The organism is Pseudomonas sp. MTM4 (assembly GCF_019355055.1).
In the GTDB taxonomy this organism is placed as follows: domain Bacteria; phylum Pseudomonadota; class Gammaproteobacteria; order Pseudomonadales; family Pseudomonadaceae; genus Stutzerimonas.
On record NZ_CP048411.1, the window covers coordinates 4,342,924 to 4,357,368 of the forward strand.

A 14,445-nucleotide genomic window follows, 5' to 3' on the forward strand; every position below is an offset into this window, starting at 1 on the left:
GCCGGAGAGTTTTCTACGGAAAAGAGAAGGCCTACGACAGGGGTCGCACGGGAAGCGACGAAACGGGAAAGGCGCGATCTTATCCAGAAAGCCTTCGCGGGCGCAAATCGGCCTGGGCGCGCCAGAAATACGGGCTACAAGCGAGCGGTCGCAAGCGATTGGGGATAAAAGCCGAGCCCGCGACTCGGCTTTTATGGCGCTGTTCTGTACAATGCGCGCCAACCGTGACTAGCCGAGGTGCCCCATGGATATCATCGAAACCATCAAAGAGCAGATCGAAAAGAACCCGGTGCTGCTGTACATGAAAGGCTCGCCCAACGCGCCGCAGTGCGGCTTTTCCGCCCGCGCGACACAGGCCGTTATGGGCTGCGGCGAGAAGTTCGCTTACGTCGACATCCTGCAGAATCCAGAGATTCGCGCTAACTTGCCGAAGTACGCCAACTGGCCGACCTTCCCGCAGCTGTGGGTCGATGGCGAGCTGGTCGGTGGTAGCGACATCATTCTGGAAATGTTCGAGAAAGGTGAGCTGCAGCCGCTGATCAAGCAGGCTGTGGAAAAAGCCGGCGCCTGATCGCGACGCGTTGTCAAAACCCGCCAAACGGCGGGTTTTTTGTGGCTGCTACTCTGTATTTCGAGGCGCTGGAAGCTTCGGTATCCGCCACCGGACGCGCTCATCGTGGCTCGCACCAAAAACGAAAACGGGAGCCGATGGCTCCCGTTTTTACAGCAGAAGGATGGTTACTTGTCCATTTGAGACTGCAGGTAATTTTCCATACCGACCTTGTCGATCAGGCTCAGCTGGGTTTCCAGCCAGTCGATGTGCTCTTCCTCTGACTCAAGGATGTCTTCAAGCAATTCGCGGCTACCGTAGTCTCCGACACTTTCGCAGTAAGCGATGGCGACCTTGAGATCTTGCACGCCGCCCTGTTCCAGCTTGAGGTCGCAATCGAGCATTTCACGGGTATTTTCGCCGATCAGCAGCTTGCCCAGGTCCTGCAGGTTGGGCAGGCCTTCTAGAAAGAGGATGCGCTTGATCAGCTTGTCCGCATGCTTCATCTCGTCGATGGATTCTTCGTACTCGTGCTTGCCGAGCTTGCCCAGACCCCAGTCTTCGTACATGCGGGCATGCAAAAAATACTGGTTGATAGCGACCAGTTCGTTGCCGAGAATTTTGTTCAGGTGCTGGATGACTAGCTTGTCGCCTTTCATGTCGGTGTCCTGCGTCGAATCATGTGCGTATTGCGCGCAGTCTGGCCACGAAGATAGGTCCTGTCAAACCTAAGTCATTGAATGTTAAAGGGTAAACCGGAATAAGAATAAGTCTGTTCCGCGACTCGATGGCAACGTCTTGATTTGCAGGCAGAAAAAAGCCGGGCATGTGCCCGGCTCGGGAAAACTATTTTGTATCAGGCGGGTGCGAAGCCGACCGGATAGGCGAGGGGGGCGTTGGCGCTCTGGATATCGCTCAAGGTCTCGCGGACGACCTGCTTGGCGACGCAGGCGCATTTCCCGCATTGAGTCGCTACGCCCGTAGCTTCACGCACTTCACGATAGCTGCAGCAACCTTCATAGATAGCGTCACGGATCTGACCGTCGGTTACACCTTGGCAAAGACAGACGTACATAAAAATACCCGTTGAGCCTGTTTGATGTCGGCGATGCTAAACAGAATGAGAATGATTGTCAAAGCATCTCGGCCGAGCGGTTTTTCACCCAAACGGTCAGCTTTCGCCTCCCCGATTGCAGGACATTGGCATGGCGAGTCGCTAAAATTGCGAAGTTCTTCGCGCTTTAGAATCCGGGTCGATCGACCGGGTGGGCGCTAGGCCGGTGCCAGCATGCAGTTAAGCGTCCCAACCCTCATCGTCGCCGACATCTATGTGATGCTGCTGGTGGCGCTTTTGATGTTCCTGGCCTGGCGTAGCGGCCGTCGCGAGCCGACGCTCGGTTATCTCTGCCTGACGCTTTTTCTCGGTGTCGTCTCCACGGCGCTGGGCGCGCTGCGCAACATGGGCATCGACTGGATGCCTATCGTCTTGGGTAACTCGCTGCTGGTGTTGGCGCTGGCCTTCAACTGGACGGCAATGCGCGTGTTCGCCGGTCGCGAGCCGCACTGGCAAGGGATCGTTGCTGCTCCACTGATCTGGGCGGGTCTCTGTCTGTTTCCGGCCTTCTTCGATGCGGATGCGCTGCGGTTGCGGATCGCTACGCTGTCGCTGTTCACCATCATTTATATAGGCCTGGCCATGGCGGAACTGTGGCGTAGCCGGCAGGTGATCCAGGTTTCCCTGCACCCGGCCCTGGTGCTGATGGCGATGCATATCGCGGTCTATACCTTGCGCATCCCATTCGATCATGGCCGTCCCTTCGAGGCGTCCGGGCAGTTCAACTTCTTCGCTCTGGTGATCTTCGAAACCATGCTCTACGCAGTGGGCATCGCCTTCGTGACCTTGGCTATGGTGCGCGAGCGAGCCGAGTTGGAGTACCGCCAGGCGTCGCTCAGCGATCCGTTGACTGGAGTCGGCAATCGGCGGGCCTTCGTCGAGCATGGCGAGCGGCTGTTGCTGCGTTGTCGCGACTCTGGACAGCAGGTGATGTTGCTGCTCTGCGACCTGGATCAGTTCAAGCGCCTCAATGACACCTTTGGCCACAAGGCCGGCGACCATGCGCTGATCAGCTTTTGTCAGGTGATGAAGTCGCGCATGCGCCGGCAGGATGTCTTCGGACGAATAGGCGGTGAAGAATTCGCCTGCCTGCTGGCGGATGCCGATGCCCGGGTCGCCCGCGACGTGGCCGAGCGCATCCGCAGCGAGTTCGCCAACCTGCCATTCAGTCAGTCCGGCATCCTTAGTGTCAGCATTGGCGTGAGTGATACGGCGCGTGCCGGCTACAGCCTGGACCGCCTAATGGGCGAAGCAGATCGGGCCCTTTATGAGGCCAAGGCGGCGGGGCGTAATTGTGTCCGGGTGGCCATTTAACAGGCCGCTGAAAAACTACCTGCGTTGGCAGTACTGCGTTAAAAACAGGCTCGGCGAGCCGCTTGCGGCTAACGCGCTTTAGCGCGGCCCGGAGGGCGAACGAAGTGGGTATTGCTCACCTAGACCACTAGACTCCGTGTCTCTCGCCTGTCTGATTCGCTACGCTCACCCTTCGGGCCAGCCTGCGGCTGTTACTCCCGTTGGTCGTTGCGCCTTGTCTTGCCTGCCTCGCCTACGTTTTCAACGGCCTGTTAAGCCAGCAGCCTGCCGCCGCGGTTTGCTAGACTGCGCCCCTTTTTCCAGGTGACGCTCCCATGGCCCTGCAAGCGACTCCCTATAAGGTCGAACTCAACCTGACCGATCTCGATCGCGGCGTTTACGAAAACCTGCGCTTCACCGTGGCGCGCCATCCGTCCGAAACCGAGGAGCGCCTGGGTATCCGGCTGATCGCCTATGCGCTGTGGTACGGCGAGCAGCTGGCCTTCGGCCGAGGGCTTTCCGATGTGGACGAGCCGGCGCTATGGGAAAAGAGCCTGGATGGCCGCGTGTTGCACTGGATTGAAGTCGGCCAGCCGGATGCCGAACGCCTGACCTGGTGCTCCCGGCGTGCCGAGCGTGTCAGCCTGGTGGCCTACGGCAACCTGCGAGTCTGGCAGGGCAAGGTGGTCGATGCGGTGAAAGGGTTGAAGAACCTGTCCATCGCCGCCATCGAGTCGGACAGTCTCGCCGAGCTGGTCAAGGATCTGCCGCGCAGTATTCAGTGGGGCGTGATGATCAGTGACGGCACGCTGTTCATCACCGACGAGCGCGGCCAGTTCGAAGTTTCCCTGCAATGGCTGCTCGGCGAGCGTTGAGTTCTCCTGTCCCTTCGATTTGTTGACCGAAAAATGCGTATAGAACACCGTTCATTGCCTGCGACCCTGCCTGACCTGGGCGACCTGCCTCCGCTACTGACGCGCCTGTACGCGGCGCGCGGCGTTCAGTCGGTAGCCGAACTGGATAAGGGTCTGGCGCGGCTGATTCCCTATGGCCAACTGAAGGGCATCGATGCGGCCGTGTCGCTATTGGCCGAGGCGCTTGAGCAGCGTCAGCGTATTCTGTTCGTCGGCGATTTCGATGCGGACGGCGCCACCGCCAGTACGGTTGGCGTGCTCGGCTTGCGCCAGTTGGGTGCGGCGCATGTGGATTATCTCGTCCCCAATCGCTTCGAATATGGCTACGGCCTGACGCCTGAAATCGTTGCCGTGGCGCTCGAGCGTCAGCCCGACCTGCTGGTGACGGTGGACAACGGCATTTCCAGCGTGGACGGCGTGGCTGCGGCCAAGGCGGCGGGGCTCAAGGTGCTGGTGACCGACCATCACCTGCCGGGGCACGAGCTACCGACGGCTGATGCCATCGTCAATCCCAACCAGCCGGAATGCGCGTTCCCCAGCAAGTGCATCGCTGGCGTCGGGGTGATCTTTTACGTGCTGTTGGCTCTACGCGCGGCGCTGCGTGAAAAGGGCTGGTTCAACCGTAATGGTTGGGCCGAGCCGAACCTGGCCGAGCTGCTGGATCTGGTGGCGCTGGGCAGCGTCGCCGACGTGGTCCCTTTGGATGCGAACAACCGCATCCTGGTGCATCAAGGTTTGGCACGGATTCGCGCGGGGCGGGCGCGCCCCGGCTTGCGTGCGATCCTCGAAGTCGCCGGACGTGACCACAAGCGCATCACTTCAACCGATCTTGGTTTCATCCTCGGCCCACGGCTGAACGCGGCGGGGCGCCTGGACGACATGGCGCTGGGCATCGAATGCCTGCTCTGTGAAGACGAAGCACTGGCGCGCGACATGGCCGTACAGCTCGACCAGCTCAACCAGGACCGCAAGGGTATCGAGCAGGGCATGCAGCGCGAGGCACTGGAGCAGCTCAAGGATTTGCCGCACGACGATATGCCGTTCGGCCTTTGTCTGTTCGAGTCGGATTGGCACCAAGGCGTCATTGGCATCCTCGCTTCGCGTCTGAAGGAGCGCTATTACCGGCCAACGATTGCCTTCGCCGATGCGGGGGACGGGATTCTAAAAGGCTCGGCGCGCTCGGTGCCGGGCTTCCATATTCGCGATGCGCTGGATGCAGTCGCAGCGCGCCATCCCGGTCTGATCAGCAAATTCGGCGGCCATGCAATGGCGGCCGGTCTGTCGTTGCCGCAAGCCAACTTCGACACCTTTGCGGCGGCGTTCGATGCCGAGGTTCGGCGCCAGTTGTGCGAGGACGACCTCACCGGTCGATTGCTGACCGATGGTCAGCTCAGCATCGAAGAATTTCATCTGGAGCTGGCCAAGGCGCTACGCAATGCGGGACCCTGGGGGCAGCATTTCCCCGAGCCGGTATTCCATGGGGTGTTTCAGTTGGTGCAACAGCGCCTGGTCGGCGAAAAGCACCTGAAGTTGGTGCTCAAGAGCGAATGCGGCTCTCTGAGCCTAGATGGCATCGCCTTTAATATCGACCGGGACATCTGGCCCAACCCAAATGTGCGTTGGGCCGATCTGGCCTACAAGCTGGACGTCAACGAATTTCGCGGGCGCGAAAGCGTGCAGTTGTTGGTCGCGCATATCGCGGCGCGTTGAGTATTGCGTTTTGATGCGTGGGCATCCGCCGCCTGGGTGTCGTGACGACCTTTTCCCCTCACCCTAGCCCTCTCCCTCAGGGGACTGGTCCGAGTTCGCATGGCCTATAGCGTTGGACCGAACGAGGGCAGTAAGGCAGCCGCATAAATTGCCCTCACGCGAAACGATCACTCCAGCATAATCAGGCTAGGCACGCAGCCGTTCGAAACAACACCGATCTAACTCTCGCCCCACCGGGGAGAGGGCTGGGGCGATGGAGCGTGGCAACCCACTACGCAGAGCCCACGCCAAACACGCATGCGCTTCTAGCCCGCAGCCACATCCAGTCCACCATCAACCCCGCAACACGCCGTCACCGATTCATTCACCAAGCGCAGCCGTGACCAGGCAAGATCGTCGAAACAGTCTGTACTGAGGGATGTCCAACCCGCATCCAACGCAGTCGAGGTTTCCATGACACAGCTTTTCCAACCACTCACTCTGCGCCAGTTGACGTTGCCCAACCGCATTGCTGTTTCGCCCATGTGCCAGTACTCGGCCAAGGCCGGTATGGCTAACGACTGGCATCTGGTGCATCTGGGCAGCCGCGCGGTAGGCGGTGCGGGCCTGGTCATCATCGAGGCGACCGCCGTTACCGCCGACGGGCGTATTTCTCCAGAAGATCTCGGCATCTGGTCTGACGACCATGTCGAGCCGCTGCGCCGAATCACGCGCTTCCTACATGCTCAAGGCTCGGTTGCCGGGATTCAGTTGGCCCATGCCGGGCGCAAGGCGAGCACCTGGCAGCCTTGGCTTGGGCGGCACGGCAGCGTTCCGATCGCTGCTGGCGGCTGGACGCCGGTCGGCCCGTCCACCATTGCCTTCGATCCGGAGCATGCTGTGCCTACTGCGCTGGACGAGGCGGGGATCAAGGAGGTCATTCAGGCCTTCGTGCGCGCCGCCGAACGCGCGCTGGCGGCGGGCTTCAAGATCGCCGAAGTGCATGCTGCCCACGGCTATCTGCTGCATCAGTTCCTGTCGCCTTTGTCCAACCAGCGCCAGGATGGCTACGGCGGCTCGTTCGACAACCGCATTCGACTGCTACTGGAAGTGACTCAGGCGGTGAGGGGCGTGTGGCCGGAAGAGTTGCCATTGTTCGTCCGGCTGTCGGCGACCGACTGGGTTCAGGACGGCTGGAACGCCGAAGAAACCGTCGAACTGGCCCGTCGCCTCAAAGCCATAGGCGTGGATCTGATCGACGTGTCTTCTGGCGGCACCGCCGTCAATGCCGAGATTCCAGTTGGGCCCGGTTACCAGACGCAGTTCGCCGAACAGGTCCGGCGCGAGGCGGGTATCGCCACCGGTACCGTCGGGATGATCACCGAGGCGGTCCAGGCCGAACACATTCTGCGCACTGGGCAGGCCGATTTGATCCTGCTGGCCCGCGAGCTGTTACGCGATCCGTATTGGCCGCTGCATGCCGCCGAAGATCTGCGTGATAACTCAGTGCCCTGGCCTGCGCAATACGTGCGCGCCGCCCATCGAAATACGCCGATTCGGCAGGTTCCCGATTCGCTCGATTGAATCCGGTTCATTCTTTTTTGCAGGAGACACTCATGAAAACCAGCGGTTTGCTCGATCAGTTGCTTAAGTCCGGTCAGGATCTACTGCAGAAACAGCAGGGGTCGGTTTCGCGGCAATCGAATCCCCCGGGCGGCGGTTCGCTCGGCGGCATTCTCTCGGGAGCGGGTGGTTCCCTCGGTGGGATTCTAGGTGGCGGCGGTGGCGGGCGTGGCGCGATGGCGGCCGGAGCGCTCGGGATGTTGCTGGGAAGCAAGAGTGGGCGCCGCATGGGCGGTAAGGCTGTCACCTATGGCGGCTTGGCCGCACTCGGCATGCTGGCCTACAAGGCCTATGGCAACTGGCAGGCGCAGCAGGCCGGCGCGGCGCGAACGAGCACTATGCAGGCCGAACCGAAGACGGTCGATCGGCTGCCGCCCGAACAGGTGGAAGAGCACAGTCGGGGCATCCTCCGAGCACTGGTCGCGGCGGCCAAGGCTGACGGTCATGTCGACGATCAGGAGCGCAAGATGATCGAGGCAGAGTTCGCACAGCTGACCGGCGACCCCGAGCTGCAGCACTGGCTCGAAGCGGAGCTGAACAAGCCGCTGGATCCGGTCGAAGTCGCCGCTGCCGCCACCACGCCGGAAATGGCCTCGGAAATGTATCTGGCCAGTGTGCTGATGGTCGACGAAGAGCACTTCATGGAACGCGCCTACCTGGACGAACTGGCCCGTCAGCTCAAGCTCGACGCAGGGTTGAAAGCCGAACTGGAAAGCCAGGTGCGCGGCGTCTCGGCCTAATGTCGGTCAGGGGGCCTGATTATGGCCCCCACCATTTTTGGCTTTTCAACCGAGCTTGACATTCATCGCGCCAGCGATCCCGCACGGGCTGTCAGCCGCAGTCTGCTGCGCTATAATCGTCGGCTTTTCAAAACGTCCGCTTGAGAGCTGCCTATCTATGGAAATCAACCCGATCCTCAACAGCATCAAGGACCTGTCCGACCGCACCCAGTCAATTCGGGGGTATCTTTGACTACGATCAAAAGCATGATCGTCTCGTCGAAGTAAACCGCGAACTCGAAGACCCTAACGTCTGGAACAACCCTGAGTACGCCCAGAATCTGGGCCGTGAGCGCGCCACCCTGGCACTGATCGTCGAAACCATCGACGACCTCACAAGCAGTCTGGCCGACTCCCGTGACCTGCTCGACATGGCCGTCGAAGAAGACGACCAGGGTGCGGTAGACGACGTCGCCGCCGAGCTGGACCGTCTGCGCGGCATCCTCGAAGGGCTGGAATTCCGCCGCATGTTCAGCGGCGACATGGACCCCAACAACGCCTACCTCGATATCCAGGCCGGCTCCGGCGGTACCGAGGCTCAGGACTGGGCCAACATGCTGCTGCGCATGTACCTGCGCTGGGCCGACAAGCACGGCTTCGACGCGACCATCATGGAGCTGTCCGAGGGCGAAGTTGCCGGCATCAAGGGCGCCACGCTGCATATCAAGGGCGAATATGCCTTCGGTTGGCTACGCACCGAGATCGGCGTGCACCGCCTGGTGCGCAAGAGCCCGTTCGACTCCGGTAATCGCCGTCACACCTCGTTCACGGCTGTGTTCGTTTCGCCGGAAATCGATGACAACATCGAGATCGAGATCAACCCGGCGGACCTGCGCATCGACACCTACCGTTCATCCGGTGCCGGCGGTCAGCACGTCAACACCACCGACTCGGCAGTGCGCATCACCCACGTGCCGACCAACACTGTGGTCAGCTGCCAGAACGAACGTTCCCAGCACGCCAACAAGGACACCGCCATGAAAATGCTGCGGGCCAAGCTGTACGAGCAGGAGATGCAGAAGCGCAACGCCGCCTCCCAGGCGCTGGAAGACACCAAGTCGGACATCGGCTGGGGCCACCAGATTCGTTCTTACGTGCTCGATGCTTCGCGGATCAAGGACCTGCGTACCGGAATAGAACGCAGCGACTGCGACAAGGTGCTGGACGGGGATATTGACGAGTACCTCGAAGCCAGCCTGAAACAAGGGCTGTAAGGCAGAACATTCGATGGCCACGGACCTTCCCGACGCGGGAGCGTCTGGCCGAAGCGATTCCGGAGCGTAGGGTGGGCTTCAGCCCACCGGAACGGGCAATACTGGTGGGCTGAAGCGGAACGCCGCTCGGCCCACCCTACGTCCTCCAGCCCCACCTACGAGATCACCCATTTCGATTCACCATTACGCGCCAGGCATTTGAAACTATGAGCGAACAACCGCTGAACCAGCACGCCATCCAAGAGGAAGAAAACAGCCTGATCCTTCAGCGCAAGGAAAAACTGGCCGCCGAGCGCGCCAAGGGCAATGTCTTCCCCAACGACTTCCGTCGCGACAGCTATTGCAACGACTTGCAGCTGAAGTACGCGGATAAGACCAAGGAAGAGCTGGCAGAAGCGGCGATCCCGGTAAAAGTCGCTGGGCGCATCATGCTCAACCGCGGCGCTTTCATGGTGTTGCAGGACATGACCGGTCGCATCCAGGTCTACGTCAATCGCAAGACTCTGCCAGCCGAGACGCTAGAAGCCATTAAACACTGGGACCTGGGCGACATCATCGCCGCCGAGGGCACGCTGGCGCGTTCCGGCAAGGGTGACCTCTATGTCGAGATGACCGACGTGCGGTTGCTGACCAAGTCGCTGCGTCCGCTACCGGACAAACACCACGGCTTGACCGACACCGAGCAGCGCTACCGCCAGCGCTACGTCGACCTGATCGTCAACGAGGAAACCCGCCACACCTTCCGCGTGCGTTCGCAAGTGATCGGCCACGTCCGCAAGTTTCTCAACGAGCGCGACTTCCTCGAAGTCGAGACGCCGATGCTGCAGACCATTCCAGGCGGCGCTGCGGCCAAGCCGTTCGAGACTCATCACAACGCGCTGGACCTGCCGATGTTCCTGCGCATCGCGCCGGAGCTCTACCTCAAGCGTTTGGTGGTGGGCGGCTTCGAGCGCGTGTTCGAGATCAACCGTAACTTCCGTAACGAAGGCGTTTCGACCCGGCACAATCCCGAGTTCACCATGCTCGAGTTCTACCAAGCCTACGCCGACTACGAAGACAACATGGATCTCACCGAAGAGCTGTTCCGCGAACTGGCGCAGCTGGTTCTGGGCACCACCGACGTCCCTTACGGCGACAAGGTGTTCCACTTCGGCGAGCCCTTTGCGCGGTTGTCGGTGTTCGATTCGATCCTCAAATACAACCCGGACATCAGCGCCGCCGACCTGCAGGACGTCGATACCGCACGCGCCATCGCCAAGAAGGCCGGCGCCAAGGTGTTGGGCTTCGAGGGGCTGGGCAAGCTGCAGGTGATGATTTTCGAGGAACTGGTCGAGCACAAGCTGGAGCAGCCACACTTCATCACTCGCTATCCGTTCGAAGTCTCGCCACTGGCCCGGCGCAGCGACGACGATCCGAGCGTCACCGACCGCTTTGAGCTGTTCATCGGCGGCCGCGAGATTGCCAACGCCTATTCCGAGCTGAATGACGCCGAGGACCAGGCCGAGCGCTTCCATGCGCAGGTGCGTGATAAGGACGCCGGCGACGACGAAGCCATGCATTTCGACGCTGACTTCGTCCGCGCGCTGGAATACGGCATGCCGCCGACCGCCGGCGAGGGCATCGGCATTGACCGCCTGGTGATGCTGCTGACCAACTCGCCGTCGATCCGCGACGTGATCCTGTTCCCGCACATGCGTCCCGAGGTCTGACCTCGGCTGTTCCCGCTCGGTGAGATTCGCCGAGCGGGTGCTGTTCCGCTGTATGTATCTGGCGGTCGCACCGGAACCGGAAATGCACCGCACCGAACGCCAACCCTCCGCATCACTGCAGTTGCCGCATGGCGTCTGCATCTATCGCCACCGGCTCGATGGCTTCAGATCGGTCACCGCCTGCCGACAGCTTTATATCGCTGGCGAGGCTGTTCGCGAACCGGACACGGATCGCGAGGGTCCGCTGATGTATAAGTTGAAGGCTACGGATCACTGACGAGGTACGGATGAATACCCGTAACAATCTCGATGAGTACCAGAGCACGGTTCGTGCGTTGTCCGACCGCATCGTCGAGGCACAAACCCCTGTGCGGGTGCTCGATGCGGTGAAGTGGGACGAGAATGTCCGTCAGGGCTTTTTCGCCGCAGGGGGGCGCGAGCTGCCCAAGGTCGATCGCGCCTATTACGAAGGCCGACCACTGGCCTTTGATTCCAGCGCCAAGAAGGAAGAGTTCCAGAACATCGAGCGTGACATCACCCGTCAGCTGGGTCAGTTCAACCCAGTCGGGCAGATCATGCGCCGCATGTGCAAGGAATACCGCATGGTGATCCGCATGCTCGAAGCGCGCGGTACTGCCGACTTCGGTCTGATCTCCCAGGAACTCTACGGCGCCGCTTCGGATGCCTTCCATGCCGGCGACCCGACCTTATCCGACCTCGGCCTGATGCTTTCCGATTACCTGAATAACATCGCCGACCGGGGTGATCTCAAGGACGAAGCCAAGACGCTGGACGCCCCGCAGGCGGTGGAGATGCTACAGCGGCGGTTGGACCTGGTATTCGGCGAAGGCGAGGGCGTGATCCGCGTGTTCGAGTCCGACGGCATCCTCGCCGATGCCGCAGCCGGCGCCGACTACATCAAGATCCGCAGCGATGCGATGTTCAACGAGCGCGACGTGCGTGCGCTGGAGGTGCACGAAGGCCTTGTGCATGTGGGCACCACGCTCAACGGGCAGAACCAGCCGATCTGCACCTTCCTTGCGAAGGGCCCGCCGTCTTCTACCGTGACGCAGGAAGGCCTGGCGATTCTGATGGAAGTCATCGCCTTCGCCTCCTACCCGACGCGTCTGCGTAAGCTGACCAACCGCACCCGCGCCATCCACATGGCCGAGGAGGGCGCGGACTTCCTCGACGTGTTCGCCTTCTTCCGCGACCAGGGCTACGCCGAGGACGAGTGCTACAGCAACGCCAGCCGGGTTTTCCGCGGCTCGCTCCCGAATGGTTTGCCCTTTACCAAGGACCTGTCCTATCTGAAGGGTTTCATCATGATCTACAACTACATTCAGCTTGCGGTGCGCAAAGGTCGGTTGGAGCAGATTCCGCTGTTGTTCTGCGGCAAGACCACCCTGGAAGACATGCGCACCCTGCGCCAGTTGGTGGACGAGGGCATGGTGGTACCGCCCAAGTACCTGCCTCAGCAGTTCCAAGACTTGAACGCGCTGTCGGCCTGGATGTGCTTTTCCAACTTCCTCAACCACCTGAGCCTGGACCGGATCGAAGCGGATTACGCCAACATCATCTGAGCGACGCGCATGAAAAAGCCGGAGCATCTGCTCCGGCTTTTTTGTTCATCGGCCCTGTATCAAAACAGCGTGTTCGGCAGATAAGTCGCGATCTGGGGAAAAGCCATGATCAGGCCCATGCCAATGATGTTGACGATCACGAAAGGTATCACCGACCAGTAGATGTCCTTCATGGTGATGCCGGGCGGGACGATACCTTTGAGGTAGAACAGGTTGAACCCGAACGGCGGCGTCATGTAGCCGATTTCCATATTGATCACGAACAGCACGCCGAACCAGATCGGATCGAAGCCGAGCGACGCGATGATCGGTAGGAACACCGGCAGGGTGATCAGCATGATCCCCACCGGATCGAGCAGCATGCCCATGACGAAGACGATGGCCATCATGAAGATGACGATCGCCCAGCGCCCGCCCGGCAGATCCATCATCAAGCCTTCGATCAACGACTGCGCACCCATGCCCTGATAGGCCGAGCTGAAGGCGTGGGCCGCGAACAGAATCCACGCGATCATACCTGTCAGCTTGAAGGTGCGGATGGCCGCTTCCTGGAGCACTGGCCAGTCGAGCTTGCGATACAGCGCCGCGGAGATCAGCGCACCGAGCACGCCCATCGCCGCCGCCTCGGTCGGTGTGGTCACGCCGCCGATGATCGATCCGAGCACCATTACCACGATCCCGATCGGCAGCAGCACGGCGCGTACGGCACGGAATTTTTCCGGCCAGCTGCCGCGTTCTTCCTTTGGCAAGGCGGGTGCGAGGTGGGGTTGCAGGAATGAACGTACCAGCACGTAGGTTACCGTCAGAGCGACTAGCAGCAGCCCCGGCAGCACGCCGGCAGCGAACATCTTGCCGACCGATTGGCCGCTGATCATGGCGTAGAGGATCATCATGATGCTCGGCGGAATTAAGATGCCCCAGCCGCCGCCGGTGTTGATGCAACCCAACACCATGCGCTTGTCGTAGCCGCGCTCGAGCATTGCCGGCAGTGCAATGGTGCCCATCGCCACCACCGCGGCGCCGCTGATGCCAACCATGGCACCGAACACCGCGCAGATGCCCAGCGTGCCGATCGCCAGCCCGCCGCGCATGCCACCGCACCACAGGTGCATCATGCGGTAGAGGTCGCGCGCCACGCCTGTTCGTTCCAGCAGCATGGCCATGAAGACGAACAACGGGATGGCCACCAGGGTGAAGCTTTCCATCGTGCCCCACATCTGCGAGGCGACCATATAGAAGGCGTCTGCGCCCCAGGTGAAGTACAGAAACAGCACCGAGACGCCACCCAGCACGAAGGCCAGCGGCAGACCGAGCACGAGGAAAAATATCAGGGTGAGAAAGAACAGCAGCGTCGTGACTTCGATGCTCATTGGGCATCCTCCGCGTGCTTGGTGTCGCTGGCCGGTTCGCGGCCCAGGGCGATGAGGATGTCTTGCAACAGCTTGGCGATGCCCTGCAACAACAGCAGCAACGTACCGAGGGGAATCATGGCCTTGATCGGCCAGATCGGCGGGTTCCACGCCGAGTAGGAGGTCTCCATGCTCTGGATCGACTCCCATGCCATGGAGCTGCCGAAATACAACAGCGCGGCCATGAACAGGAAGAACATGCTGGAGGTGAAAATGTCGATCCAAGCGCGAGTGCGTGGGCCGAACGATGAATACAACAGGTCCACGTTTACGTGGTCACGGTGCACCATCACGTAGCCGCCCGATAACACCACATAAGCACCGAAGAGCATCTGCCCCAATTCGTTGGTCCAGGAAGTCGGACTCGTGAATAGATAGCGCATGAACACTTCGAGCAGCAGTAGCGCGAAGATGAGGAAAATCAGGTAGGCCACCCGGCGGCCGATGAATTCGTTGAGCCAGGTGATGCCGTTGATGTAGGCATGGATCAGGCGCATGACGAGCCCCACGAGCAAGGATTAAGCAAATCATTCGCCCGGCGTGGAAGGCCGCGTCGGGCGAATAATCA

At 60.8% G+C, this 14,445-nt stretch carries 14 protein-coding genes; 10 read left to right on the forward strand and 4 right to left on the reverse strand.

The genetic code is table 11. The annotated features are described in order from the left end of the window. Positions 1–244 precede the first annotated feature (244 nt). A complete protein-coding gene (grxD, locus tag GYM54_RS19995; RefSeq protein ID WP_131648064.1) occupies positions 245–571 on the forward strand; it encodes a Grx4 family monothiol glutaredoxin in 327 nt (108 codons plus the stop codon). A 167-nt stretch (positions 572–738) separates the two neighbouring features. Here the strand turns inward: grxD and bfr are convergent, their stop codons facing one another. Both bfr and GYM54_RS20005 read right to left on the reverse strand, forming a co-directional pair. Continuing rightward, positions 739–1,209, reverse strand: a complete 471-nt coding sequence (gene bfr / locus GYM54_RS20000) for a bacterioferritin (RefSeq protein ID WP_197445443.1) — start codon at positions 1,207–1,209, stop codon at positions 739–741. 197 nt (positions 1,210–1,406) lie between these two features. Next, a complete protein-coding gene (locus tag GYM54_RS20005; protein ID WP_131648066.1) occupies positions 1,407–1,625 on the reverse strand; it encodes a bacterioferritin-associated ferredoxin in 219 nt (72 codons plus the stop codon). A 213-nt stretch (positions 1,626–1,838) separates the two neighbouring features. Here GYM54_RS20005 and GYM54_RS20010 point away from each other — a divergent pair, with 213 nt between their 5' ends. The 9 genes from GYM54_RS20010 (at position 1,839) to GYM54_RS20050 (ending at position 12,468) form a co-directional block, all read left to right on the forward strand. Continuing rightward, positions 1,839–2,978 carry a GGDEF domain-containing protein gene (locus GYM54_RS20010; RefSeq protein ID WP_181101604.1) on the forward strand — a complete coding sequence of 380 codons (1,140 nt, stop codon included), beginning with the start codon at positions 1,839–1,841 and terminating at the stop codon, positions 2,976–2,978. 314 nt (positions 2,979–3,292) lie between these two features. Beyond that, a complete protein-coding gene (locus tag GYM54_RS20015; RefSeq protein WP_131648068.1) occupies positions 3,293–3,832 on the forward strand; it encodes a YaeQ family protein in 540 nt (179 codons plus the stop codon). A 33-nt stretch (positions 3,833–3,865) separates the two neighbouring features. After that, the gene (gene recJ / locus GYM54_RS20020; RefSeq protein ID WP_197445442.1) at positions 3,866–5,581 is read left to right on the forward strand and encodes a single-stranded-DNA-specific exonuclease RecJ; all 1,716 of its coding nucleotides are present in this window, start codon (positions 3,866–3,868) and stop codon (positions 5,579–5,581) included. 453 nt (positions 5,582–6,034) lie between these two features. Then, positions 6,035–7,144 carry an NADH:flavin oxidoreductase/NADH oxidase gene (locus GYM54_RS20025; protein WP_197445441.1) on the forward strand — a complete coding sequence of 370 codons (1,110 nt, stop codon included), beginning with the start codon at positions 6,035–6,037 and terminating at the stop codon, positions 7,142–7,144. 32 nt (positions 7,145–7,176) lie between these two features. After that, the gene (locus GYM54_RS20030) at positions 7,177–7,923 is read left to right on the forward strand and encodes a tellurite resistance TerB family protein (protein WP_197445440.1); all 747 of its coding nucleotides are present in this window, start codon (positions 7,177–7,179) and stop codon (positions 7,921–7,923) included. A gap of 157 nt (positions 7,924–8,080) precedes the next feature. Beyond that, positions 8,081–9,176, forward strand: a protein-coding gene (gene prfB / locus GYM54_RS20035; protein ID WP_181101594.1) for a peptide chain release factor 2 whose coding sequence is annotated in 2 segments (ribosomal slippage) — positions 8,081–8,152 and positions 8,154–9,176 — 1,095 coding nt in all. Because the reading frame shifts where the segments join, the coding sequence is not laid out codon by codon here. Between the two features lie 206 nt (positions 9,177–9,382). Then, the gene (lysS, locus tag GYM54_RS20040; protein ID WP_197445439.1) at positions 9,383–10,885 is read left to right on the forward strand and encodes a lysine--tRNA ligase; all 1,503 of its coding nucleotides are present in this window, start codon (positions 9,383–9,385) and stop codon (positions 10,883–10,885) included. An 82-nt stretch (positions 10,886–10,967) separates the two neighbouring features. Beyond that, on the forward strand, positions 10,968–11,162 hold the full coding sequence (locus GYM54_RS20045) for a hypothetical protein (RefSeq protein ID WP_181101590.1): 195 nt from the start codon (positions 10,968–10,970) through the stop codon (positions 11,160–11,162). A 10-nt stretch (positions 11,163–11,172) separates the two neighbouring features. After that, on the forward strand, positions 11,173–12,468 hold the full coding sequence (locus tag GYM54_RS20050; RefSeq protein ID WP_131648075.1) for a flavohemoglobin expression-modulating QEGLA motif protein: 1,296 nt from the start codon (positions 11,173–11,175) through the stop codon (positions 12,466–12,468). A 59-nt stretch (positions 12,469–12,527) separates the two neighbouring features. Here the strand turns inward: GYM54_RS20050 and GYM54_RS20055 are convergent, their stop codons facing one another. Together GYM54_RS20055 and GYM54_RS20060 are read right to left on the reverse strand one after the other, a co-directional pair. Beyond that, a complete protein-coding gene (locus tag GYM54_RS20055; protein WP_131648076.1) occupies positions 12,528–13,838 on the reverse strand; it encodes a TRAP transporter large permease subunit in 1,311 nt (436 codons plus the stop codon). Continuing rightward, positions 13,835–14,374 carry a TRAP transporter small permease subunit gene (locus GYM54_RS20060; protein WP_131648077.1) on the reverse strand — a complete coding sequence of 180 codons (540 nt, stop codon included), beginning with the start codon at positions 14,372–14,374 and terminating at the stop codon, positions 13,835–13,837. Before GYM54_RS20060 ends, GYM54_RS20055 begins: the two co-directional genes overlap by 4 nt. Between the last annotated feature and the right edge of the window lie 71 nt (positions 14,375–14,445).